At 34.5% G+C, this 26,100-nt stretch carries 23 protein-coding genes and 1 pseudogene; 19 read left to right on the forward strand and 5 right to left on the reverse strand.

Features of this window, described 5'->3' with window-relative positions:
* Positions 1–392: 392 nt before the first annotated feature.
* From OZP07_RS21215 to OZP07_RS21260, 10 genes and pseudogenes are all read left to right on the forward strand, one after another.
* Positions 393–950, forward strand: a complete 558-nt coding sequence (locus OZP07_RS21215) for a DUF4738 domain-containing protein (RefSeq protein WP_194642413.1) — start codon at positions 393–395, stop codon at positions 948–950.
* A gap of 164 nt (positions 951–1,114) precedes the next feature.
* Positions 1,115–1,798 (forward strand): toxin-antitoxin system YwqK family antitoxin, encoded by a 684-nt coding sequence (locus tag OZP07_RS21220; protein ID WP_194642414.1) that lies wholly within the window; start codon positions 1,115–1,117, stop codon positions 1,796–1,798.
* A 32-nt stretch (positions 1,799–1,830) separates the two neighbouring features.
* Complete coding sequence (locus tag OZP07_RS21225; RefSeq protein ID WP_194642415.1) at positions 1,831–2,937, forward strand: hypothetical protein; 1,107 nt, start codon at positions 1,831–1,833, stop codon at positions 2,935–2,937.
* 187 nt (positions 2,938–3,124) lie between these two features.
* Complete coding sequence (locus OZP07_RS21230) at positions 3,125–3,643, forward strand: DUF3997 domain-containing protein (protein WP_281636678.1); 519 nt, start codon at positions 3,125–3,127, stop codon at positions 3,641–3,643.
* Positions 3,644–3,763: 120 nt separating this feature from the next.
* Entirely contained in the window at positions 3,764–4,207 is a 444-nt protein-coding gene (locus tag OZP07_RS21235) for a lysozyme inhibitor LprI family protein (protein ID WP_281636679.1), read from the forward strand.
* Positions 4,208–4,462: 255 nt separating this feature from the next.
* Positions 4,463–4,785: pseudogene (locus OZP07_RS21240) on the forward strand (ArsR/SmtB family transcription factor).
* Positions 4,782–5,282 (forward strand): SRPBCC family protein, encoded by a 501-nt coding sequence (locus OZP07_RS21245; protein ID WP_281636680.1) that lies wholly within the window; start codon positions 4,782–4,784, stop codon positions 5,280–5,282. Before OZP07_RS21240 ends, OZP07_RS21245 begins: the two are co-directional and overlap by 4 nt.
* A 374-nt stretch (positions 5,283–5,656) precedes the next feature.
* Positions 5,657–6,379: a DUF2625 domain-containing protein gene (locus OZP07_RS21250; RefSeq protein WP_281636681.1), complete on the forward strand. Its 723-nt coding sequence runs from the start codon at positions 5,657–5,659 to the stop codon at positions 6,377–6,379.
* Between the two features lie 60 nt (positions 6,380–6,439).
* Positions 6,440–6,787, forward strand: coding sequence for a DUF2116 family Zn-ribbon domain-containing protein (locus tag OZP07_RS21255; RefSeq protein ID WP_194642422.1), 348 nt, complete (start codon positions 6,440–6,442; stop codon positions 6,785–6,787).
* A gap of 14 nt (positions 6,788–6,801) precedes the next feature.
* Positions 6,802–9,195 carry a M20/M25/M40 family metallo-hydrolase gene (locus OZP07_RS21260; RefSeq protein WP_281636682.1) on the forward strand — a complete coding sequence of 798 codons (2,394 nt, stop codon included), beginning with the start codon at positions 6,802–6,804 and terminating at the stop codon, positions 9,193–9,195.
* Positions 9,196–9,333: 138 nt separating this feature from the next.
* On the opposite strand, the gene OZP07_RS21265 is transcribed toward OZP07_RS21260, so the two are convergent.
* The gene (locus OZP07_RS21265) at positions 9,334–11,247 is read right to left on the reverse strand and encodes a M1 family metallopeptidase (protein WP_281636683.1); all 1,914 of its coding nucleotides are present in this window, start codon (positions 11,245–11,247) and stop codon (positions 9,334–9,336) included.
* 243 nt (positions 11,248–11,490) lie between these two features.
* Here OZP07_RS21265 and OZP07_RS21270 point away from each other — a divergent pair, with 243 nt between their 5' ends.
* The gene (locus OZP07_RS21270) at positions 11,491–11,982 is read left to right on the forward strand and encodes a hypothetical protein (RefSeq protein WP_281636684.1); all 492 of its coding nucleotides are present in this window, start codon (positions 11,491–11,493) and stop codon (positions 11,980–11,982) included.
* A gap of 347 nt (positions 11,983–12,329) precedes the next feature.
* Here OZP07_RS21270 and OZP07_RS21275 read toward each other — a convergent pair whose 3' ends face one another.
* The gene (locus tag OZP07_RS21275; protein ID WP_281636685.1) at positions 12,330–13,214 is read right to left on the reverse strand and encodes a 3-keto-disaccharide hydrolase; all 885 of its coding nucleotides are present in this window, start codon (positions 13,212–13,214) and stop codon (positions 12,330–12,332) included.
* Positions 13,215–13,422: 208 nt separating this feature from the next.
* Here OZP07_RS21275 and OZP07_RS21280 point away from each other — a divergent pair, with 208 nt between their 5' ends.
* Positions 13,423–13,962 (forward strand): DMP19 family protein, encoded by a 540-nt coding sequence (locus tag OZP07_RS21280; RefSeq protein WP_281636686.1) that lies wholly within the window; start codon positions 13,423–13,425, stop codon positions 13,960–13,962.
* Between the two features lie 23 nt (positions 13,963–13,985).
* Here OZP07_RS21280 and OZP07_RS21285 read toward each other — a convergent pair whose 3' ends face one another.
* Positions 13,986–14,381 (reverse strand): rhodanese-like domain-containing protein, encoded by a 396-nt coding sequence (locus OZP07_RS21285; protein WP_281636687.1) that lies wholly within the window; start codon positions 14,379–14,381, stop codon positions 13,986–13,988.
* Between the two features lie 145 nt (positions 14,382–14,526).
* Between OZP07_RS21285 and OZP07_RS21290 the strand changes: the two genes are divergently transcribed.
* The 3 genes from OZP07_RS21290 to OZP07_RS21300 all read left to right on the forward strand — a co-directional run bounded on the left by OZP07_RS21290 (position 14,527) and on the right by OZP07_RS21300 (position 16,914).
* Complete coding sequence (locus OZP07_RS21290; RefSeq protein ID WP_281636688.1) at positions 14,527–15,417, forward strand: LysR family transcriptional regulator; 891 nt, start codon at positions 14,527–14,529, stop codon at positions 15,415–15,417.
* Positions 15,414–15,863: a GNAT family N-acetyltransferase gene (locus OZP07_RS21295; protein WP_281636689.1), complete on the forward strand. Its 450-nt coding sequence runs from the start codon at positions 15,414–15,416 to the stop codon at positions 15,861–15,863. Before OZP07_RS21290 ends, OZP07_RS21295 begins: the two co-directional genes overlap by 4 nt.
* A gap of 226 nt (positions 15,864–16,089) precedes the next feature.
* Complete coding sequence (locus OZP07_RS21300; RefSeq protein ID WP_281636690.1) at positions 16,090–16,914, forward strand: SDR family oxidoreductase; 825 nt, start codon at positions 16,090–16,092, stop codon at positions 16,912–16,914.
* A gap of 14 nt (positions 16,915–16,928) precedes the next feature.
* Here the strand turns inward: OZP07_RS21300 and OZP07_RS21305 are convergent, their stop codons facing one another.
* Positions 16,929–19,271 carry a CHASE domain-containing protein gene (locus OZP07_RS21305; RefSeq protein ID WP_281636691.1) on the reverse strand — a complete coding sequence of 781 codons (2,343 nt, stop codon included), beginning with the start codon at positions 19,269–19,271 and terminating at the stop codon, positions 16,929–16,931.
* 491 nt (positions 19,272–19,762) lie between these two features.
* Here OZP07_RS21305 and OZP07_RS21310 point away from each other — a divergent pair, with 491 nt between their 5' ends.
* The gene (locus tag OZP07_RS21310; RefSeq protein ID WP_228520920.1) at positions 19,763–20,683 is read left to right on the forward strand and encodes a DMT family transporter; all 921 of its coding nucleotides are present in this window, start codon (positions 19,763–19,765) and stop codon (positions 20,681–20,683) included.
* A 134-nt stretch (positions 20,684–20,817) separates the two neighbouring features.
* Here the strand turns inward: OZP07_RS21310 and OZP07_RS21315 are convergent, their stop codons facing one another.
* A complete protein-coding gene (locus tag OZP07_RS21315) occupies positions 20,818–22,881 on the reverse strand; it encodes a M13 family metallopeptidase (protein WP_281636692.1) in 2,064 nt (687 codons plus the stop codon).
* A 131-nt stretch (positions 22,882–23,012) separates the two neighbouring features.
* Here OZP07_RS21315 and OZP07_RS21320 point away from each other — a divergent pair, with 131 nt between their 5' ends.
* The 3 genes from OZP07_RS21320 (at position 23,013) to feoB (ending at position 26,100) form a co-directional block, all read left to right on the forward strand.
* Positions 23,013–23,690 (forward strand): SCO family protein, encoded by a 678-nt coding sequence (locus OZP07_RS21320; protein ID WP_281636693.1) that lies wholly within the window; start codon positions 23,013–23,015, stop codon positions 23,688–23,690.
* Positions 23,691–23,761: 71 nt separating this feature from the next.
* Entirely contained in the window at positions 23,762–24,004 is a 243-nt protein-coding gene (locus OZP07_RS21325; RefSeq protein WP_115814808.1) for a FeoA family protein, read from the forward strand.
* Complete coding sequence (gene feoB, locus OZP07_RS21330; protein WP_281636694.1) at positions 24,001–26,100, forward strand: ferrous iron transport protein B; 2,100 nt, start codon at positions 24,001–24,003, stop codon at positions 26,098–26,100. The genes OZP07_RS21325 and feoB overlap by 4 nt, the downstream gene beginning before the upstream one ends.

The following is a 26,100-nucleotide window of genomic DNA, read 5'->3' on the forward strand; positions in this document are numbered from 1 at the left end:
CACAAAGTATTTATTTGCTCTTTTGGAGTTCATGAATACTTCGTATTTCGTTGCCTTCAGTTCTAGCTTCGCAGCTAACAACCTTGCGACGTGCTAATGGTTCGGCGTTTCAATCCGTCCACAAGGGACTTGCTCCCTCTGGAAAAATACACGCTGTAGGATTTGTTATCTAATCCAAAATTTGTATTTTCGGATTTTTATCAAAGCTTACAGCCTGTGTCCTGCTCATGCAGGACACACACACTTGCTACAAAAGATTTGGGCATTTGGCATAATTTGAAAATGGTTTTATATTTGGAAAGATTTGGCAAATCCGAAAAATGGTCTTAATTTAATCCCAAACCCACTATAGTAGCAACACGTTATGGGTTACTTTAAAGAACCGACGATAGATGAGAAAAAATATATTGATTCTAATTTTGGCTTTCCTACTTTTTGCCTGTAATTCACAGACAGAAAAGAAAAAACCAATTATTAAGACTGCTGACAATTCTGTCGTGATTTTGATTAATAAAAAATCAGAAAAATTCATTCCTGAGACAAAGGGAACTGAAAAATTTGATACAATAATAGCCGACAGCAAGATACAAATCACTATTAAAAAAACAGACCTTGACAGTTACGTAATCAATGAATATGAAGAAGATGGTAACAAACAAATTGACAAATATAGAGATGCTGAAATATCGCTTACAATTAAACAAAATTCACAAATATTTTTAGACACTGTATTTACAAAAAAACAGTTTTCGAAATATGTTAACAAAGGATTTTTAGATAATGCCATTTTTTTAAATTATTGGTTTGAGGCGTCAGGGAAAGACAAAATTCAATTCTTTGGAGTAATTGCTAAACCAGAGACCGACAATACAATTGACTTTTATCATTATTTTGATTTGGCAAATAGAAAATTGACTTTTGTTCAAAAAACTGAAGAAGATGAAGATTAAAAAGCAACCCATAACCGCTACTGCAACGGATTTGGGCAATAGGCTTAATGGAAAAATGGTCAAGTATCTGGATCATTTGGCAAATCCGAAGAATGGGCTTAATTTAGTCTCAAACCCACTGTAATAGCAACACGTTGTGAGCTATTTTACCATAATAACTAAATATGAAAACCTTAAATAAAATATTATTAGTTATTATTTTGACAACTAATATATCTTTAGCGCAAAAATATAAATTAGAACTGCCTGAAATAACCAATTCATTTGAAAAATTTAATCTTGATACTTTACCTAATTCATCTGACAAATATATCGGGTACACAAAGAAAAATAAGAAAGGCAAAACTATATATGTTAATATTGGAAAAAATGAATATGTAGAAAATGATTCATTACACTTTTGCTTAATACGTTATACTAAATCTGATGATAGTAAATCCACATTTTCTGGATATGATTTTTCTATTAATCCAATAGTTGGCATCTATAAAGAATTTCATGAAAATGGAAATATAAAACTTAAAGGAATATATTGTTTCTTAGGTTTTAAAATTGGTAATTGGTATAAATATGACGAAAATGGAGAATTAATTAATGTTGAGAATTTTGATCGTGATTATAAATTTGGCTATAAAAAAGTATTTAGTTTCTGTTTAATAAATAAAATTTCATTGCAAAGAATAAACAACGATAAGTCAGTATCTCAAATTAGAAAATATAATAAGTGTTGGTATATTCAATCACAACCTGATTACAATAAACGTGTTTATAAAGAATATGAAATAGATGGTAATACAGGGAAATTGATTAGCACAAAAGAACTGCCGTTAGAAGTATATTCAGAGTAATAAACATTATAATTAAAAACCAGAATTTATAAATGAAACAAATTATTTACCTATCATTTTCCTTATTCACGATTTTGACTTTTGGACAAATTAAAGACCCAACTCCAAACTTTGATATTGAATGGCCATCGGCATCTCCTGGTGATAAATGGGATTTTTCTAAGAAACCCTATAAAAAAATAATAAATTCTGAACATAGTAAATGTATTGATGAATTTGATTCCATAGGAAGACATACTAAAAGAAGTGTTTTTTGGAACGAATATACCATAATTGAGATTAAAAGATATAAAGGTGATATGATTGTAGAGCACACGCTAAAACAAATCTCTAATTTTGATCAGAACGGTAATAAAATACGTCCAGACGAAATCACAACGACTAAATTAAATCTAAACGACAAGGGAAAAATAATAGATGGCAAAACTTTCAAATTAACAAAAGACAGCATATATAAAATAATTGGTTATCAATATTATGATAATAAAAACAGACTGATTAAATGCACTGATTCAACAGGACTTAAGTATATTTCAAATTTTTATTATTCAGGTAAAAATTTAATCAGAAAAGAAGAAATAAATCAAATTGATGCAAAGACAAAAACCTTTATGGACAGAATTTACAAATACAAAGACAACCAAATCGTTTTTTATGAATCAATTAGAAGTATATTTAAAAACAATATATTAACAGAGAAAACAAATAATAGCACTGTTGAACAGGAATTTAAAAATAACCTGATTGTAAAAAAAGTTATAAAAAATAAATCAGAAACCATTGAGAGAAATTACACTTATGATAACGATAAGAACTTAATTACTTTTATTGAAACAAAAAAGAACAATTATGATGGTTTGATAACATCTCAAATGAAAAGAACCAAAAAGTATGAAAACAATCTTTTAGTTTATTCTGAAATGCAAGAGGGTTTAAGTACTGAACAAAGTAATTTTAGTTTTACATACTATTTTCATTCAGATAATGAATCGTTAACAAAAACAGAAACAACTAATAACAAAAATAATTTTCAATGTGAATACCTATATAATGAATATAATCATTTAGTTAAAACCATTACTACTTATTCCAATGAACCTTCACAGAATGAAGTTGTATATGAAATTGAATACTATTAAAAAAAAAAGCACACAACACGATGTTTTGCGAGATTTGGGCATTTTGCTTTTAAAAAAAGGTCTTTTATTTGGAAGTTTAGGCAAATCCGAAAATAAGGCTTAATTTAACCCCAAACCTCTTGTAGTAAGGGAACGTTATGTGCTATGTTGCCAAAAAACTGCAGAAAATATAGAGGAAATGAAAAATATGAAGAGAATTATAATCTTATCTTTTTTATCAATTTTACTTGTTTCGTGCAAGGATAATTCCATTGAAAAAAATTACGAATTGGATTACAATCCAAATGAAGAAATTAACTTAGTAAATAAACAAAAATCAGGAATCGGATATAATATAATATCAATTCCTGGACATATCCTTTTTTATGGACATTCAAAAGATTATATAATTGTTATTCAAAAACCATCAGATAGTATTTATAATTTTAATGAAAACTTAAAATATGATAAAATGATGGAAAAAGTTTTTAAAAGTAATTTTAATCAATTTTGGATTTTGAAAGTTAAAAATGATAGTTTATTTGGACCGTTCCAAAAAGCTGAATATCTAAAAAAACGAAAAGAAATTGGAGTTCCTGACAATCTTAAAATAAATTACTCAACAGAAGAATTTTATTTAAAAGGTCAAAGAAAAGACATACAATATAAGAATCCAGACTCTGAAGTTGTAGATGTTAAAAACTTAATGGGAAATCAGCCGAAATAAAAAACACATCACACAACCGCTACTACAAAAGATTTGGGCATTTGGCTTAATTTGAAAATGGTTTTGTCAGAAAATAAGGCTTAATTTAGCCCCAAACCTCTTGTAGCAAGAGAACTTTATATGCAAGCCTTAAACAACTTAACAATGAAAAGAACTCTATCTGTATTTTTTATGTTTCTCTCTTTTTTTGCTATATCACAGACACAAAAGAAAAATGAGAAATCAATAGACAAAATTGAATCAAACTGTCTAAATAAAAGTGAAATTTCTAATGCGGAAATGTGTAACTGCACAATAAAAGCAAGAGAATCGTGGGACAAAGAATTAAACAAATATTACGGACTTTTGAAAACTAAACTTCCAAAAGAAGCATTTGAAATTTTGAAAGAATCACAAAAACAATGGATAAATTATCGAGATAAAGAATATTTGTTTATTTCTAAATTTTATTATGAAGTTAAGGAAGGAACAATGTGGTTCGCGGTAGCAGAAAATAAGAAAAAGGAAATTGTGAAAGAAAGAGCGCTGGAATTAGAAGAATATTATAGAATGTTAGACTTTTAAAAAGCTGCATATAACATCGGTGGCTGTTGTACAACTAACTCTTAGTTTAATTTTGATTTCTTTTTATAAATATTTAATTCGTAATACATTGAAAAATAAATTAAATGAAATTTACACATTTTGAGTTATAAAACAACCACACAACAAAAAAACTCAAAATCAAATCCTTAGAATAAAAAAATCATTAAAACATTTGCGAAACCGAAAAGTTGCGCATATATTTGCAACTGATTGGTTTCTTAATTAAAAAATAGTATGAGAAGAGACGTTTTTCAAGCCATACCCGATCCGACAAGAAGAGCTATCATCGCCTTAATTGCCTTACAGGCCATGTGACGCCTAACGCAATTGCTGAAAATTTCAATACTACGCGACAAGCGATTTCAAAACACCTCCGCATACTAACGGAATGCGAATTAGTAAAACAAGTACAGCAGGGCAGAGAAATCTATTATTCGCTTGAAATCAAGAAAATGAAGGAAATAGACGAATGGTTAGAACAATACCGAAAAATTTGGGAAATCCGTTTTGACCAGCTCGATGACGTATTATCAACAATTAAAAAAAATAAAAAATGAACAACAATTTGCTATTTGATTTTACCGTTGACAAAACAGCCAAAACGGTAGTCATAAACCGAGAATTTAATGCCGATCTTTCACTGGTATGGGATGCTTTTACCACGAAAGAACTGCTGGATCAGTGGGTTGCTCCAAAACCTTGGACATCCAGAACAAAATACATGGATTTTAAAGTTGGCGAGAAACGCTTTTATGCGATGGTAAGCCCAGAGGGGCAGGAACATTGGTCCATTCAGGAATATACTTCTATTAGCCCGAAGACCCATTTTAAAATGTACAACGCATTTGCCGACAAAGACGAAAATCCGCAATTACCGGGTTCTGAATGGGATTATAATTTCACCGAAGAAAACGGAAAAACAAAAGTCAGCATCTCAATTTACAATGAATCTCTTGAACGCATGGAGAGAATGATCGAAATGGGCTTCAAAGAAGGATTTACAATGTCTATTGATAACCTGAAAAAATTATTGGAAACATTATCGAAAAAATAATTTCGCTTCCAGAACTAAAAGACAATAAAACAAACCTCGCTTTCCCGATATAATTAGGAATAAAGCGGGGTTCTTTATTTATATTTTATGACTATCCGCAAAGCATACTAAATGTTTTTTTGCCACTGATTACACAGATTCTCACAGATTTTACATGCCTTTTTTAGAAATCTGTGAGAATCTTTATAATCTGTGACCAATTTTATCGATTGGGTATTAGTCAAGGATATTCATATTATATTTTATGCTTTTCCATTAAAAGAATTCATTTTTACAGCCAAAATCTAATATATTTATAATCAAAAACATCTCAACATTTTTAAATGAAGTTTTCTTGTCGAAAAATTAGAACCTAGCTTTATGAAAACGTACCAATGAAAAAAACATCATTACTAATTTTATTTTTTGTTGCGCAAGGCATACTTGGACAAAATAAAATGAAACCTCTCTCAGAACTAATAAATACAACAGATTCCGGCTGGCCAATAGTACAGGAATGGATTAAATCTGCCAAAAACAAAGCTGAGATATTAGAATTAGATTCTGCTACAGATAAAAATGCTTTATACAACACTCAGGTAACAACCCGTTCTCCAATGGGAGCAATTATTTATTATACTGGAGGAATAATCATTGATAATGGCTGGATTAGAATATTAGGCTCAGGAAATTCAAAACTTACCCGTTCAATTTCAAACTGGAATAAAGGAAAATCATTCAAGGAATACGGCGATTCACCACCATTTCTGCTAATTGCCGATGATGCAATAGGAGGATTTTATATTTTAAATGGAGGAGCTTTCGGTAATGATTTCGGCAAAATCTATTATTCTGCGCCAGACAGTCTGGAATACGAACCTTTGAATATAACCTATTCCGAATTCATTTTGTTTTGTCTTAACAATGACTTAAATGCTTTTTACAAAGGTTTGCGATGGAAAAACTGGGAAAAAGATCTGAAAAACCTTAATTATGATAAAACCTATAATTTCTATCCTTATTTATGGACCAAAGAAGGAAAAGAAATTGAAAAAAATGCTAAAACAGAAGTCCCCGTAGAGGAAGAGTATAGTTTAAAAATAGATTATTACAAGTAATAAAGCCTAATGTTTCGCTCCAAAAAACAGACTAATTTTGAACATTAATAACGACAAAATATGAAAAACTGCCTTGAATGCGGTGACCCGATTGTAGGCCGAGAAGACAAGAAATTCTGCAGTGACGGATGCCGAAATGCCTATAACAACAAAATAAATAAGGACAGCACGAATTATATGCGCAATATCAATAACAAATTGCGCAAAAATTACCGAATTTTGTCGGAACTAAATGTTGAAGGAAAATCGAAAACGACCCGAGCCAAATTGATGAGCAGGGGTTTTGATTTTGAATTTTTCACCAGCATTTTGAACACCAAGTCTGGGAATACTTACTATTTCCTATACGACCAAGGCTATATGGTTTTGGAAAATGATTACTATATGCTTGTTAAAAAAGATATTTAATACCACACATACTAATGAAGAAAAATTATTCCTCCATTATAACCGCTGCCTTAATCCTTGGGATTTTGGGCTTACTGTTTGCCTCGCTAATGCCTTCGTATTCGGAGGGTGAGGAAAAGAAAGTCACTGAATTTTCGACGGACAGAGCCATGGAACATGTCGAAGCGATTGCACAGCATCCGCATTATGTAGGCACCAAAAACCATGAAGCTGTTGCCAATTATATCATCGCCGAGCTTGAAAAACTGGGCTTAGAAACAACAGTTCAGGAAGGCTATACACTTACAGACTGGGGGAATTTAGTAAAATCCAAAAACATTATGTGCCGTATTGACGGGACTAAACCGGGTGGCAAAGCCCTGCTTCTGCTTTCACATTATGACAGCGCACCGCATTCCTTCTCGCACGGAGCGAGCGATGATGCATCAGGCGTGGCGACGATTTTGGAAGGTGTTCGCGCTTTTTTGAATGCAAGAACCAAACACCAAAACGACATTATTATTCTGTTTACTGATGCGGAGGAATTAGGCTTAAACGGTGCCTCGCTTTTTGTAACCGAACATAAATGGGCAAAAGAAGTGGGACTAGTTCTGAATTTTGAAGCCCGCGGTTCATCTGGACCGAGTTATATGCTGATGGAGACCAACAAGGGGAATGCTGGTTTGGTAAAGGAATTTGCCAAAGCAGATCCAGCATATGCAGTTTCAAATTCACTGATGTACAGCATTTACAAAATGCTGCCGAATGATACAGATTTGACTGTTTTTAGAGAAAAAGGCGATATTCAGGGTTTCAATTTTGCTTTTATCGACAGTCATTTCAACTACCATACCCAACAGGACGATGTAGCGCATTTAGACAAAAGCACGCTTAAACACCAAGGTTCGTACCTGATGCCGTTGCTGAATCACTTTTCGAATGCCGATCTGAATGCTACAGCTTCCGCATCAGATGATGTTTATTTTACGATTCCGTTTGCTTTTATCAGCTATCCTTTTGACTGGGTAATGCCAATGACACTGATCGCTGTTGGCGTTTTAATCATTTTGGTATTTATTGGCAAAGCCAAAAGAATGCTGAAGCTGTCCGATATTATGAAAGGCTTCTTCCCTTTCCTCGGTTCACTGATTTTTGTCGGACTGATAACGTATTATGGATGGAAAGGACTGCTGCTGATTAATCCGCAGTACAATGATCTGCTTAACGGCTTTACGTACAACGGCCACGATTATATTGCTGCTTTTGTATTGCTTAGCCTTTCGATTTGTTTTTTCTTTTATCAAATTGGTTCACAACCCAAAGTAGCAATGAACCATTATGTGATGCCGCTTATTTTTTGGATTGTGCTGAACGGTTTTCTTGCCAATAGTCTGCAGGGTGCAGGATTCCTGATTATTCCTGTGTATTTTGGATTGTTTGCCTTTGCGGTTTTTGTATTTAGCCAAAGATCGAATTGGATTGTAAACCTCATCTGCGCTATTCCCGCCTTACTGATTGTTGCACCATTTATTCAAATGTTTCCGATAGGTTTGGGACTGAAAATACTGTTTGGTAGCGCAATTTTGACGGTTTTATTATTTGTCTTAATACTGCCTGTTTTTGGGGCTTTCGCCAAAAAAGGAATCTGGTCGCTGTTTTTCTTTTTAACAGCCGTTCTCTTTTTCGCGAAAGCGCAATACCATTCGGGTTACGAAGCCGGAGAAGCTAAATCGAACAGTTTAGTGTATTACTATAATGCGGATACCAACAAAGCACATTGGCTGACTTATGACACCAATCTGGATTCTTGGACAAAAGGTTATCTAGGAGAAAAGCCGAAAGGCGCGAAAATTTTCAATGATTTGAAGCTGTACAGCAAATACAATTCAGAGTTCACCTATTCTGCCGAAGCGCCAAACAAAGACATAGCAAAACCAAGCATTTCGTTCCTAAAAGACAGCGTAGTGGGTCACAAAAGATTCCTAAAAATACAGATCACGCCAAACCGAAAAGTCAACCGCTATGATGTTTTTGCTAATGAAATTATGCGTTTTTATAATTTCAAAGCCAACGGAACTTCGACTCTTGGACAGCAGGGAACCGAATTAGAACGAAACGGCAAAAAACTGCTGAGCTATTATGTAGTCAACAACGAACCGCTGGTGTTACAGTTCACAATAAACAAAGCGACGATTCTTGATATGGATGTGATGGAAAGTTCTTTTGACTTGATGGTCAACCCAATTTTCTCCATGACTCCAAGGGAAAACTGGATGATGCCTACACCATTTGTATTAAACAATGCGATAATTATTACCCAAAAAATAAGACGCAGACCGAAAGCTGCTCCAACAATTAAACCTGTAGCTGTACAGCCGATTGTGGCTGACAGTTTGAGAGTAGTGAAAGATAGTTTGAAAGTGAAGTAAAAGCAGTTTCGTAAAACTTCTCAAAAAAAAACAGAGATATCCAAAGTTTAATAACAATGACTTTGAATATCTCTGTTCCTTTTTTTCATAAATGTGCAATTACATAAGCATTTTTATCAAACAGATTAAAAAGTTCTATTACTTTATAAATTTTAACTGCTGTGTGCTGGTATTCGTTTTTAGTTTTATCAGATAAACACCAGAAGCCCAAGAGCTGACATCCCAGCTGGACACAGCATTTGTAGTTCTTATTCTTTGACCAGCCATGTTATAAAACTGCACTTTTTCGACAGTTATACCACTAGGAATGTCAAGTGAAAGAATATTATTGGCAGGGTTTAAAAATAACTGTGCCGTGCTCAGTTGATTTTTTTTGGAAGATATAATTGTTGTATTATCTTTGGAAATAATATTTTTTTTGGGATCAAATGTGATGCTTGTAATCGTAAAAGGTACTTTTTCGGTAAAAGTTTCCCCATTGAAAGTATTATTCAGAACCAAATCCAATTGCTGTCCTCCGCTTCCAAAAATCCTGATAGGAACGGGCATCTCAAAAAAGGAAACTGAAGCATCCGATTGTGTCTGACTGACCGTAAATCTGGCTTCACCGCTGTCTAAATTTTCAGCAGAAATGCTATAACTTGGATAGCCCTGCCCATAAACCCAGTCATTAAAAAATTCCGTCAGACTATTGCCGTAAACAGCTTCCAAATGCAATTGCAGATTCGAAGTTTTGGCATATTTATAAGCAAGATTCGGGTCTTTTAAATAATTTTTTATTCCTTGAAAAAACAAAGCATCCCCCATTTTAAAACGGAGCATGTTTAGCACCATTGCTCCTTTGTCATAGGTTAATCGGGAACTGAAAATCCTGTCAACATTAGAAAGCTCAGCATCTGTTACATATACGGATCCATTAGTTTTGGAAACTATGTTATCAATCATTTTATTTTTTTCAGAAACAAAGGCATTCTGTCCGTCAAAGTTTTCGATAACGAGGGAAGCTGCATAAACCGCAAAACCTTCATTCAGCCAAATATCATTCCAAGTACCGCAGGTGACTTTGTTTCCAAACCATTGGTGAGCCATTTCATGAGCAATTAAATCTCTTTCAAAACTATTCATAAAAGAAACCGTAGTATGCTCCATTCCGCCTCCCCATTCAAACTGAGCATGCCCATATTTCTCTGTATGAAAAGGATAGATTTCAAATAGGTTTTCGTAAAAATTCAAAATCAATGGCGTCTGGTCCAATTTTGTTTTTACCGATGCTAAGGTTTCGGGATAAATGTAATTGATGATGGGATACTGACTGGACGCGGTTCCTCCCTGCTGATTGTAAATACTATAATTAGTGACCGCTATAGCAACTAAATAAGCGGGAATAGGATAACCGTGATGAAAATGGGTAGTTTTGCTGGCTCCGTTAATTACGGGTGCTTCGGGCTCAACACCATTGGAAACACTGACATATTGTGAAGGTGCCGTAATGTAAACATCAACTGCATCAATTTTATCATTCAAATCCTGCTTGCAGGGCCACCAGTCGCGAGATCCATAAGGTTCTGATAAAGTATATAAAATAGGAGAACCATTGTGTGCCGCAGTAATAAATGCTTTTTCCCCTGTGGCCGGAGTTCCTGAATATCTAATTTCGACAGAAGCCGAAACTCCCGATTTTAAAATAGCAGGTAAAGTAATAATCAATTCATTATTGGCATTTTGCACAAAGGCTAGTGACACACCATTCTGAATAACAGCACTTACTGTGAGTTTATTCGTTAAATCAAAAGTCACTGAGTTAAGATCAGACAATGCCGTAAAAGTACTGGTCACAATTCCTGAAATAAAATATTTGGCCGGATCTACAGTAAATTCCAATTTTTGATAAGTAACATCATAATTTAATGTATTGGGATTAACACTCAGGTTCATCTTCTGGGCAGCTGTCTTTCGTTCAATCTGGGCAATATCTGATGTTTGGCTTGTGCTTTTTTGAACACAGCTCAAAATCATTAAAATCTGTACAGCCAGCAAAAGACTTTTTCTCATTTCAATTCTATTAATGTGCCAAATATAATCATTGCTTTAGTTTTAAAGACTTAAAACCCAACCACAAAATACCATTCGTTTAACCAGCATAAAATTTGTCTTTTTTTATAGTGTTTATCTGGTTTATGCCATCGAAAAAAGTAAGAATGAATCACTAGTTTTATTTCCTAAAATCCGCTCTAAAAGATTATATTTGAAAACCTATAAAATTATCAAAATATTCATTTATAAATCAGCATTTTAATGGAAACAATATTCAAAGAAAAACAAAAATTCACCCAATGGTGGTTATGGTTATTTTTAATCGGGCTTGGAATTTTTCAGATTTACGGCCTTTTCAGCCAGCTGATTAAAGATGTGCCTTTTGGGAACAAGCCAATGTCAGATATGGGACTGATTTTCTTTACGCTAATTCCATTCGGACTGATAGCTTTCTTCTGGTACATGAAACTGGAAACAGAAATAGACGAAAAAGAAATACGCATTACTTTTATTCCATTGACAAAAAAAACATTGAAATGGGATGAAATAAAATCTGCATCAATTATAGAATATAAGTTTGTCGGTTACGGAGTCCGGTTATTTACTTCTTATGGGACTGTTTATAACACTAAAGGAAAAACAGGACTGGCGGTTGAATTAAACAGCGGAGAAAAAATCTTAATCGGCACACAAAAAGCTGAGGAATTGACCAAAAACATTGAAAAACACCACAAAAATAAATTTGTAATTTAAACAGGTTTACAAAACCGATCACAGCGTTTTGAATTATGGTAAGAATAATCAATTTTAAAAATTATATAACAGTCTCCAAACCCTCTAAAACTAATTTAGCTATTATTAATTTAAAAATTGATAATATAACATAACTTCAGGAGATTATGACTCTACAGTCAGTCCTTGTGCAGTAACAACTCTGTCAGAAACTTATTCCAGAGGAAACAGTAAAATAACAATTATATACATCAGATAATTGATTTTCTGATGTTAAATACTGCTGCTTTTGGGAAGCAGCATGAAACGGAAATGACTTTTAAAGCTATTTCCGTTTTTTTATAAATTGATAATCAAAAGCGCTTTACTTAAAATAATTTTTCAAATTCAGCCGGCATTTTATTTATCGGTTTTATTTTAATGTCCTTGTAATAAACCTCAGCAGCTTCACTCTGCAGCTGTATTTTGCCTTCTATTAGAGGCTGAAATTCCTTGCCGTCATAATAACGGGAATTTTGCAAAACCATTACCACTTTACCATTAATTATATGAAGGCTTTTACCCTCAAAACAAACTAATTCAATTTCTGTCCAGCCGTTATTAGGTGTTTCGGCTCTCATTTTTCGCATGCAGAAACCAGTGTTATTTGTGTGGGTGCCAAATGATATAAAATTTTGACTTTCGTCAGCAACAGCACTCATTGTCCCTTCTGGAAGATACGCTCTGATGTCAATGGCAGCATTGGCAATGTTCCAATAATCTCCAAAATGTCCTTCCATAACCTGAAACTCCTGCGCCAGCATCCAGGCACGCCAGTAATCTACCCCTGCTTCGCCTTGAGAGTGATAAAGTACGCCTGCATCCATAAGTTTGTCTGCTCTAGGCTCCCATTTTTTGGTTCCAAACTTTACTTTTAGCTTTAATCGATAGTTTTTAAATTTTTCTTTGGTAAAAACACAGCCATAATATTCCCCCGAAACTTTCAGCACCGGCTCATTGTTTTCCTGAATTACCGTAAACATATTATTTACATTTTTGTTATAGCCAATTGGCAGGATTTCCTTTCCGTCAGCATCCGTTGGAATTTTTCCAGAATATCCATTTTGATGTTTATAACTCAGGTACATTTCCCATTTACTCAAATTATTATCTAATAAATTTATCCAGTCCTCATCTTTGGAATGACTTCCTTTTGTTAAAGAAGTTAAGCTGAAAAGAAGCCCAAGCAATAATAATAAAGAAGTTTTTTTCATAAGGTCTCTGTTGGTTATTTAAATAGCAGTTAATATAACAAAACTAATGATTTTATTAAAGATGCAGTTTTATACCTTATTAAAAAATAAGATTTTTCTTTTATTTTATCTAATAAATATTTTTTATTTGATAAAAAACAAAATCAGTTATGCATTGGCAATATTATTTGATGCAATTTTGCAGCTCATTATATAAATATTAATTCACATGGAATTCGGCAGAATCATTATTTCGGAAACCGCATCAAACAGCGAAAATCCTCAAGACATCATCAATTCTAATATTTCGGTAATCAATTTAATGCGCGAAGAAAAAGTAGATGATGATTTGATTCACGAAGATGCCTTGATGAGTTATTATCTGGATTATTACGTTTCCCAATACACTGAAGGAAATTTTGCCCAATTTGTATATAATTCGCGCTGGAACAATGAATTAAACGAACTTATCGAAGAAGGACTTCAATTACTTGGTGCCGAAAAGCATTTAGAACTGTTCCAGCAGCAATGCAAGAAAGTAAAACTGATGAGCAGTGTCAAAAGGGAAAAATTCTTCAAAAGCAGACTCGAAGGTGTAAACCCACTTAGAGATTTATTGAATAATGATACTTTTTTTGAAATAGAAGAAAACCTGATAGAACTAAATGCTAATTTCTTGAAATCACATCCAGACACAGAAATACTTTCCGTAGACGAAATGTTTACTGTTCTGGAAGAATTCATAGGACACGAGATCAAAAGAGAATAGCCTTCTGCTCAATAATTTTCATTTTAACAAGCACATTCAATTTTCAGTCCGCCTTTGTTTCCGCTGGTTCCTTCAGTTGCATAACCATCAAACTTCCACCATTCGATTCCGCCGATTAGTTCTTTAACCTTGAATCCTAATCTGGCCATATTCAGTGCGCCTTTGGTCGAAGCATTGCAGCCTATTCCGTCGCAATAGGTTACATACAAAACTTCTCTGTCCAAATGGGCTGTTGTTTCTGCATTCATTTCGCGGTGCGGCATATTAATTGCGTTTGGAATATGCTCTGCCTCAAACCCAAATGCTTTTCGGGCATCGAGTGCGATTACTTTTTCGCCATTGTTCAAAGCGTCAAACAAATCGGATGGATCCATCTCAAAGGCTAATTTGTTTTCATAAAATTTTATCTGCTCTTCCATTTATATAATTTTTTAGATTGGTTAATACTCCAAAATTAAAGTAACTGTTTTTCAAATACTAACGAAAAGAATTCATTCATTGCATTAATTCTTTTCATATAAATCCATGCAGATTTTTTGTTCCTTTGTAAAAACAATTCTTTAAATGGAAATCAGACATCTCAAATTGATAAAGGCAATTGTCGAAGAAGGGAGCATCACAAAAGCGATTGACAAACTGCATTTGACACAATCTGCCTTGAGTCATCAGCTCAAGGAAGCCGAATATCAATTGGGTACCAAATTGTTTTTAAGAACGAATAAAAAACTGATTCCGACCAAAGCCGGCGAGAAAGTGTATGGAATAGCCAATGAAATCCTAGACAAACTTTCGGAAACGGAACTTCAAATCAAGGAAATGGTTTTTGGAGAATTTGGCGAAATCCGCATCAGTACCGAATGTTTTTCCAGTTACCATTGGCTGCCTTCAGTTATAAAGCAGTTTCATGATTTATATCCAAATATTGAATTGAAAATCGTTACCGAAGCCACTCATTATCCATTGCAGAAACTATTGGATAATGTAATCGACATCGGAATTGTCAGTGACCAGATCAAAGACGGCAGAATAAAATATATAGAACTTTTTCAGGATGAAGTGATGATGGCCGTTTCCGAAAATCATCCGTGGGTCAATAAAAAATATGTGACTCCCGAAGATTTTGCCAATGAACATTTAATCATTCATTCTCTTCCGCTGGAAACCGTTACCGTGCATCAGATGTTTTTGGCTCCAGCCAAAATAACACCAAAAAAAATAACGCCGCTGCCACTCACCGAAGCCTCAATAGAAATGGTCAAAGCCAATATGGGTGTGATGTCGATGGCAAAATGGGCGTTACAGCCGTATTTAAAAAATGGCGCTGTCAAAGCCATAAAAATTGGCAAAAATGGGCTGAAAAGAAAACATTTCATCGCCATCAGAGCAGAAAAACAATATCCAGACTATTTCAGCCAGTTTATTGGCTTTTTACTAAACGAAATCAATCTTCAATGAACTTTCTGATACGAAACTGCCAGCCGGACGATGTAAGCATTTTAATTGATTTGTGCCAAAAACATGCTACATATGAAAAAACTTCCTTCGAACCGATTGGAAAAGAAGACAAACTTCAAAAGGCTTTGTTTGGCGAAAACCCAAAATTATCCTGTCTGATTGCAGAAGTCAATGAAAAAATAGCTGGCTATACGAGTTATACTTTTGATTTTTCAACCTGGGACGCGGCCACTTTTATGTACATGGATTGTCTGTATCTGGAAGAAGATGTACGCGGTTTTGGCATTGGCGAAGCCTTGATTGAAAAATTAAAGCAGATTGCTGCAGACAAAAACTGCATCAATATACAATGGCAGACTCCTGAATTCAACGAAAGAGCCATTAAATTTTACCGCCGCATCGGCGCGACAGGAAAAGACAAAGTGCGGTTTTTTCTGGATTTATAACAAAGACCTAACAGGTTTTAAAAACAAATATTCGAAAGATATGAATTAATCTAATTCGCTAGGTTTTACACACAGTTTGTCATTCCGAGGAACGAGGAATCTCCGTTAGAAGCTCAACAAAGATTGAGGATTTTGATTGCGGAATTACTTGTGAAGATTCCTCGTTCCTCGGAATGACAAACTGTGTGTCCAATATGATAATCCTTGATTTAAATAAAAAAACAAAATGAAACAAATAAGCATATTAGGCTGTGGCTGGCTGGGTCTGCCTTTGGCGAAAACATTATTGACAAATGGGTTTTACGTGAAAGGTTCGACCACGTCCGAAAGTAAACTTCCTATATTAAAATCGTTGGGAATTGAAGCTTTTTTAATTTCGCTTGACAGCAAAAACATAAACGGTGCCGTCGAAAATTTTCTCAACGGAAGCGAGACTTTAATTGTCAATATTCCGCCTCAATTGAGAGGAAAAAACAATGATTCTTCGACTGTGGAAGAAAAGGTATTTGTCGAAAAAATAAAGAATCTGATTTCATTTCTTGAAAACTCTGCTGTAAAAAATGTCCTCTTTGTGAGTTCAACTTCAGTTTATGGTGTAGCCAATGGAAGAATCACCGAAGAAACCCATCCAAAACCAGATACTGAAAGCGGAAAACAATTACTGGAAGCAGAAACGCTGCTGCAGAACAATCTCAGTTTCAAAACCACCATTCTGCGTTTTGGCGGACTCATTGGCGAAGACCGGAATCCTATTAAATTTTTGGCTGGAAAAGAAAATCTGGAGAATCCGGATTCCTGTATTAATTTTATTCATCAGGAAGACTGCATTGGGATAATCCTAAAAATAATTACTGCCGGTTCCTGGAACGAAATCTACAACGGAGTAAGTCCTTTTCATCCCACAAGAGAGAAATATTATACTGAAAAAGCTTCCGGACTGAACTTATCTCCGCCTAAATTTGACCACACTAAACCTTCGGCTGGTAAACTGATTTCAGGCGAAAAAATCGAAAAAATTTTGGAATATCAATTTATAAAACCAAATTTATAAATAGAAAACTAAAATTAGTTAAGCTCTCGCTGCTTCCCAAAATGGCTTTGCAGCAGTCTTGACAATTCTTCCTTTTTAATTGGTTTAGAAATGTAACCGTCACATCCTGCTTTTATTGTTTTCTCTTTATCCCCTTCCAGCGCAAAAGCTGTCTGGGCAACAATAATTACTTTTTTATTGAATTTTCTGATTTCCTTTGTAGCTTCATATCCATTCATCTGCGGCATCTGCATGTCCATCAGAATTAAATCAATATCAGGATTATTACGGCAGATTTTTACCGCTTCAACTCCTGTTTTTGCTGTTATAATTTCTTTTCCAAATGGATTTAAAACCTTTAAAATTAACAGCCTGGATATTTTATCATCCTCAGCAATAAGTATTTTCAGTTTTGCAATCTCACTATAGAATTGACAGGCCGGCATATTGATTTCTGTACAGTAGTTTTCTTCCAACTTCACCATGCTTGGAATTGTAAAATAAAATATAGATCCTTTTTCCGGCTCGCTTTCTACCCAGATTTTACCGCCGAGCAATTCTACATAAGCCTTTGCTATAGACAAACCCAAACCAGCTCCCTGACGTGCCATTTTATCATTGAAATCAGCTTGAATAAAACGTTCAAATATAGCATTATGCCTGTCTTTTGGAATTCCTATTCCAGTATCTTTTACAAAAAATTCAATATGATCATCCTTTTCTGTATATCCAAATTCTATAATTCCTTTGATAGTAAACTTGATGGCATTTTTAACCAGATTGATAAGAATGGCATATAGTTTTTCGCGGTCAGTCCTAATTATAGTTTCATCCCCGTCCGGAGGCGTTTTAAGAAGAAGAAGCACTCCTTTCTCCTGTGTTTCGGGCTTAAAAAAAGTATGTATGTACTGGAGCAGTTCATCAATATTTGTCGCTGAAAAAACAGCGTTCATCTGCCCGGCCTCAATTTTTGAAATATCGACAATATCATTGATAATATTGAGCAGACGGGTACCGCTCTTTTCGATAATTTCAAGGTAATTCTTTTGTTCTTCACTGCTTAGATCAGCTTCTTTCAATAATTCGGCAAACCCCATTATTCCATTCATCGGAGTTCTGATCTCATGACTCATATTGGCGAGAAAAGCAGATTTTAACTGGTCGCTTTCTTCTGCTTTTATTTTAGCTTTCTGCAGTTCACTGATGGCTTCTTTTAGTTTTTCCTTAGATGAAATTAATTTTTTATAATTTTTTTTGAGCGAATTATTTATCCGCTCATACTCTTTGTTTTTAACCGAAAGATCCTGACTTAAACGCCATGCAATGATTTTTGCACGCCGTTTGGTTATTAATAAGGAATAAGATAATGCAAATAACAGCAGACTTATTACGATGCCGCCAATTGCTGCCACTAGTGTTTTACCCGAAAAGAAAAAGGAGCTTCCAATTGGCTGGGAAAATACCAAAGTCCATTTTTTATTATTAAACAAAACTGGAAGTATTCGCGTTCTAATCTTGGTATCGCTGCTTTTTATACTGTTTTCATGGTTATCGAACAATAGTGTTTTTTGTGAGAGGAATTCGCCGTCATAAATTTTCAAATGAATATTTTTGTCACCGTCTAACTTCCATTCCTCTAAAATACTTTTCATTAAATCATCCATCCGAAAAGGGCTGAAAACCCATCCCAATATAGCCGAACGCCTTTCTGCTATTGTATTTATTAGCGTATTTTTATAAACAGGAACGTAGATTAATGTCCCTGCCTGAACATTTTTTTTAGTTTCCTGGCGCAGCACTACTTTTCCTGACAGAACCGGCATATTATAATCCCGGGCTTTTTCCATCGCTTTGCGTCTGACTGATTCTGAAAACATATCGAAACCCAGAGCCCGGGCATTTCTTTCATTATATGGCTCAAGATAAATGATCGAAGTGTAAACTGCTCTGTCTCCCGCAGGATAAACTGTGTATTTTGAAAATCCTTCTTTCTGAATATTCTGAATGTGTTTTTTTAACTGCTCTTTTTTTACGATAGCTGCATATCCAAAACCCTGGACTCCTTTAAAATTTTCATTCACTGTTGAAAATTTATTGAATTGCTCCCACTCTTTCCGAGTGACTAATTGGGAAGCTTCAAAAAAAGAAGAAGCATTAAGGAGAAATTGTACATGCAGATTGATTCGGAGGAAAATCTTTGTTTTAACCTCATTACATGCCAGAACAAACTCTTTTTGAGACTGAGATTCATCATCCTGGCTTACATAATGGGAAACACCAAAAGTTATTATAAGTCCAACAAATAGAATTACAAAAGAATTCCACAAAGGGTTGTGATTTTTTGCAGCGCTATTTTTTATATGTCTTACATTTGGCATCTTACTATTTCTTCAGCAGTTAAAGTAACTTATGGAAAAGCGATATTTTTTATCTTCAGTTTAAATTATCATTTATCTGAAAGGTATAAATCCGTTTTTTAAACTTAAAAAAAAATCCTTTAATAAAGAACAAATTAATAAAAAATAATAATATTAAAAAATTATGTTAAAAACTTAACAATTTATAAAAATAAACCGTCTTTTATTACAGCTTTTGTAAGTTTAAAAAACATTCGGTCTCTGGCAACAGAAAACAAAATCTGCGGTAAGATCTGTTATTATATGAATCAAATCAGCTGTTCTCGAATAGTTTTCATTCCATTTTATTTTAGAAACTATCTTAAAACAGAAAAAAATTACAGTAAAAAGACATTGTTTTAATCTTACCTTTGCCACGGTTTGGTTACTCCTAACCTTGCATTAAAACTACTTTAGACCGACAAAATCGAAAGGTTTTTTGGCAGATGCCTTTATTAAAAATAGTTTATAAATTGAGAACAAAAATAAAAACTGCTATAAAATCCAGAATTAACGCCATCGGGTTACCTATTTTCGCATTGTGCTGGGTAGGATTTTTTTGGGGCACCACATGGCTGGCATCCAAGGAAGGTGTGAGACATATGCCGGGACTGCAGCTTGCTGCCATAAGACAGTTTATAGCTGGATTTCTTTATTTATGTTTCTTTATTTTTAAAAAAGAGCCTTGGCCTAAAGGAAAACAATGGAGAACAATTCTGATTTTAAGTCTGCTCAATTTCTTCTTAAGTAACGGTCTTAGTACTTGGGGCGTAAAATATATTAGCAGCGGTTTGGGCGCTATCATAGCAGCAATGGTTCCTTTGTGGATTTTATTAATTAATTTTTGCAAAGGCGAACGCATCACCAGATTAGCAGTTTTAGGAATTTTAATCTGTTTTGGCGGTGTCTGCATTATTTTCTACGAACACCTGCTTGATTTTTTGCAGCCTGACTTTCAATTTGGGATTGTGCTTTCTATAATGGCAACTATTACATGGTCATTTGGAACATTATACACCAAGAAAAAAGCCGCCAGTTTTAATCCGTATTTTAGTTTAGGCCTGCAGATGTTTATTTCCAGTATTTTTCTTTTTTCGCTGATAGGTGCCACTGGAACGGGTATTCCCCTGTCTGAAATCCCTGTAAATTCCTGGTGGGCAATTGCTTATTTGGTAATTATTGGATCGCTTTTAACTTTTATTGCTTTTATTTATGCACTGCAGAAACTCCCAACAGAACTGAGCAGCCTTTATGCTTATATGAATCCAATAGTTGCAGTAATTCTTGGCTCATTGATTTTTGAAGAACCTTTAACCTCGGCAATTATTTTTGGCGGAAGCGTTACTTTAATAGGTTTGTATCTTATTAATTTCGCCATGCGAAAAAAACGCTGACCAGAAGTATAATTACATCTGATTCTTTCATAATACTCAAATCTTATATCGAATTTGGTTTTAAAAGACATAAAAAAATCCCATCAGTTTTAGAATCTGATGGGATTTTTTATGCTTTTAGCTAAAATTATCTACTACCAGATTTTAACTCTTTTCTCAGGAACGATAAACATTCCTTCACCCGATTTAATATCAAATGCTTGATAAAAAGCATCAATATTCTGTAATGGTACATAACCTCTATACATACCCGGCGAATGCGGATCTGTTTTTACACGGTTTTTGATAGCTTCATCACGCATTTTGATGCGCCATACGGTAGCCCAAGATATAAAGAAACGCTGTTCTGGTGAAAATCCATCAATTAGTTCAGGTCTTCCGTTTTGTTTCAAAAACAATTGCAATCCATCATAAGCGGCGTTTACTCCCCCTAAATCGCCAATATTTTCGCCAAGCGTAAATTTACCGTCGACATGTATTCCCGGTAAAGGCTCTAATGCACTGTACTGATCGGCAAGAGCGGTTCCTAATGCACTAAATTGTTTTAAATCTTCGGCAGTCCACCAGTCAACAAGATTTCCATCAGCATTGTAGCGCGCTCCTGAATCGTCAAATCCATGAGATATTTCATGTCCGATAACAGCTCCAATTCCTCCATAATTTACAGCTTCATCGGCTTGGTAATTATAAAATGGAGCCTGTAAAATGGCTGCAGGGAAAACAATTTCGTTATAAGATGGGTTATAATAAGCATTTACAGTTTGCGGAGACATGTGCCATTCTGTTTTATCAACTGGTTTTGAAAGTTCCTCAATAGCTTTTTGATGATTCCAGACTGAAACATTTTTTGAATTCTCAAAATAACTGCCTCCTTCAGAAGGCGCTTTTATTACTAGTTTTGAATAATCTTTCCATTTATCCGGATATCCGACTTTTATAGAGATTTTATTTAATTTTTCAATTGCTTTTACTTTTGTTTCAGCAGACATCCAAGTTAAATTGTTAATTCTGAATTCATAACCTTTGATGATGTTTTTAATCATCTTCTCCGCTTTTGCTTTCGCTTCTGCAGGAAATAATTTTTCAACATATAATTTCCCTAAAGCTTCTCCAATATTTCTATTCACAATCAGTAAAGCTCTTTCTTCAAGAGGTCTTTGTGTAATGGCACCTGTTAATGTTTTTTCATAAAAATCAAAATCAGCAGCATCTATATTCATTGATAATTTGCTGGCTGAATTATTCAACAGAGTCCATTTCATAAATTCTTTCCAGTCATCCACTTTATTTTCGGTAAAAATAGCCTGCAACGCTTTCATATAACGAGGCTGATCAACATTGACTGTACTTAATTTTGAAAATCCAACTCCCGAAAAATAATTTTCCCAATTGATTGCCGGTACCATTTTTTGTAAATCGGCAATTGTCGTGGGATTGTACTGCAGTCTGGAATCTCTTCGTTCAACCCTATCCAATCTAGGTTTTGACATAGAAGTTTCCAAAGCTAAAATTTTTGCAGCGCTCTCATTGGCCTGCTTTGGATTTTCACCTATAAACTGAAGCATTCTAGCAACATGCAGCAGGTATTTTTCTCTTTTTTCTTTAGAATCTTTATCATCAGAAACATAATAATCTCTGTCTGGCAGCCCCAGTCTTCCTAAGCCAAGACTAACTGTATTTTTATTGCTGTCTTTCTCATCCGCTCCTACTCCAACTCCAAAAAAACCAATTCCGCCAATCGGTTCCATTTCAATCAGTATTTTTTGCAGATCCTCGATATTTTTTATCTTATCGATTTTTGCCAAATACGGTTTCAATGGATTAATTCCCTGCTTATTTCTGACAACTGTATCAAGGAATGACTTATAAAGATTAATAGCTTTTCCCTGATCAGTATTTGATTTATACTTTGGATTTTTTGAAGATTCTTTCAAAATATCCAGAGCATCTTTATCTGTTTTCTTAACCAGCTCGCTAGAAGATCCCCAAGTTGTTCTATCATTTGGAATTTGGGTTTTTTCTAACCAAGTTCCATTTACAAATTGGTAAAAATTATCATTTGGCTTTACATTTTTGTCCATAAATGTGACATTGATTCCTGGTTCAGCCATCTTTGCTGCTGACTGCGCTTGGCTTTGAGATGCCCAAATCAATGCAGGGATCGCAAATAAAACCCTTTTTGTCAATACATTTTTCATTAATAAATTGTTTAGAAGTTGTTACAAACATATAAATAATTTCTCGTTTTGTTATATTTTTAAAAAGATACATAAAATTAAAAAACCTGAAAAAGAAACTACTTTTTGTATTTTTGCATCAAATCACAATTATGTCTGCTTTCTTCAAAAAATATCGAACCTACCTAACCATTGTTTTAATTTTTTCAATCGTAACATTGTACTTGTTTTATTCAGCTTTGAAACCCAATAAAACACTGCCAATCTATAATCCGGCTGATGTAAACCCAGAATTAGTAGACTCAACCGTTCAATACGTCAGCAAATACCACACAATCGCTGATTTTTCCTTTACTAATCAAAATGGAAAAACCATTACCCAAAAAGACTATGAAGGAAAAGTATACGTAGCCGATTTTTTCTTTACAACCTGCGGTTCTATTTGCCCAAAAATGACAACTAACCTAGTCGATGTGCAAAAAGCAATCAAGAACAATCCAAAAGTTAAACTGCTCTCGCTTTCTGTCTTCCCGGAAACTGACACCGTGCCTGCATTAAAAGAGTATGCAAAAAAGTATGGTGTCATTGATGCCAAATGGAATCTGGTTACCGGTGACAAAAAAGAAATCTACACAATGGCACGAAAATCATACTTGGCCGTAAAAATGGGCAGACCAGACCAGTTATACGATATGGTGCATACTGAAAATTTTGTTTTAGTTGACCAAAAAAAGCGTGTCCGCGGATTTTATGACGGTACTAAGAAAGAGGAAATTCAAAGATTAATTGAAGATATTGATTGGCTTTGCGCCAATGAAAAAAATGAGTAAAACTGATAATAATCAAGTATAGTTATAAATAAAAATGTATTTTTGCAATCTAAATTCAATCTAAATAAGCTTTGCAAACAACGATACATTCTCTCAAAAAAGGCCAAAAAGCCACTATCCTGGATTTTGATATCGATTTAATCCCATTAAAACTTCTGGAAATGGGCTGTTTGCCAGGTAATGACGTTGAATTGCTTCAGGTGGCTCCGTTTGGTGATCCTCTGTATCTAGATATAAATGGCTCACACCTTGCTATTCGTATTGAAACCGCCAAACTTATTGAAGTAGAACTGATTAATACTTCAGAAAAATGAGTTTAAAAAACATCAACGTTGCATTAATTGGAAACCCAAATGTTGGGAAAACTTCAGTTTTTAATCAGCTTACTGGTTTAAATCAGCAAGTAGGGAACTACCCCGGAATTACCGTAGAGAAAAAAATGGGTTTTTGTAAACTGCCCAACAATATCAAAGCCAATATTCTTGATTTACCAGGAACTTACAGTCTAAATGCCAGTTCAATTGATGAAAGTGTTGTTATTGAACTCCTGCTGAACAAAAATGACCGTCTCTATCCAGACGTTGCATTAGTTGTTACTGATGTAGAAAATCTAAAACGAAATTTACTTCTTTATACACAGATAAAAGACCTTGAAATTCCAACTATTTTGGTCATTAATATGGCAGATCGAATGGAAACCAAAGGAATCAGCCTGGATATTCCCTATCTTGAGGAACACTTAAAAACCAAAATTGCATTAATAAGTTCCAGAAAAGGGTACGGAATCGAAGAATTGAAAAACCTAATTATCAGTTACAAAACCATTTCGGCAGAACCTTGTTTGAATGCTTCAGTAATCGATAAGCCATATTTTGACAGTCTCCAGCAGGCCTTTCCTAATCAGCTGCTGTATAAATTGTGGCTGGTTATCACACAGGATGTCAACTTTTTGAATTTGGAGCGAAATGAAATCCGAAGCACGTTTACGAAATCCCATTCGGATTTGAAGCGTCTGCAGCAAAAAGAAACCATCAAACGCTATCAGTTCATCAACAATGTTTTAAAAGAAGGTCTGAAAGTTGATGCTAGTATTGCCAAAGATTACCGAAGTAAACTAGACCGTGTACTTACTCACAAAGTGTGGGGCTACGCCATTTTCTTCGTGATTTTGTTTGTGATTTTTCAATCAATTTTCGAATGGTCAAAAATTCCGATGGATTTTATTGACAGTACTTTTGCCACACTAAGCACCATAGCTGGAGAACATTTACCTTCAGGAATGCTGACAAATTTGATTTCGCAGGGGATAATACCGGGAATTGGCGGTATTTTAATATTTATACCCCAGATTGCCTTCCTGTTTCTGTTCATTTCGATACTCGAGGAAAGCGGTTACATGAGCCGTGTTGTTTTTTTAATGGATAAAATCATGCGCCGGTTTGGATTATCCGGAAAAAGCGTAGTTCCTTTAATTTCAGGAACTGCCTGTGCTATTCCAGCTATTATGGCGACCCGAAATATCGAAAACTGGAAAGAAAGACTGATTACTATACTGGTAACTCCATTTACAACCTGCTCTGCCCGTTTACCTGTTTATGCCATTATTATTGGATTGGTAATTCCTGATACTTATGTTTTTGGAATTTTAAATCTTCAGGGATTAACCTTAATGCTACTGTATGTTATCGGTTTTGGAATGGCAATTCTAGCTGCTTATATTCTGAATCTTATTTTGAAAGTAAAAGGCAAAACATTTTTCGTTGTAGAAATGCCTAATTACAAGCTGCCAATGTTTAAGAATGTTGCCATCAACGTAATTGAAAAAACAAAAGCATTCGTTACTGGAGCTGGAAAAATCATTTTGGCAATATCCATCATTCTATGGTTTTTGGCTTCTTACGGACCAGGAAAAGAGTTTAAAGATGCCGAAAAGATAGTCTTTGAAAGTGCAAAAGAACATCCGCTGTCATCAACAGAATTTGATAATGCTGTGGCCTCTCAAAAACTCGAAAACTCTTATATTGGATTAATGGGAAGAGGCATAGAACCAATTATCTCTCCATTAGGATACGACTGGAAAATAGGCATAGCCATTATCAGTTCATTTGCCGCCAGAGAAGTTTTTGTAGGCACTCTGGCAACCATCTACAGTGTGGGCGGAACCGACAATGAAAATACTATAAAAAATAAAATGGCCGATGAAGTGAATCCGGTAACCGGTGAAAAAATATTCAATTTTGCTTCGGGTATTTCCTTATTAATGTTTTATGCTTTTGCTATGCAGTGTGCCAGTACGCTTGCCATAACAAAGAAAGAAACCAACTCTTGGAAATGGCCGGCCGGTCAGCTTGTCTTTATGAGTACTTTAGCATACGTAGTAGCATTAATTGCTTTTCAAATCTTAAAATAA

The organism is Flavobacterium marginilacus (genome assembly GCF_026870155.1).
Taxonomy (GTDB): Bacteria; Bacteroidota; Bacteroidia; order Flavobacteriales; family Flavobacteriaceae; genus Flavobacterium; species Flavobacterium marginilacus.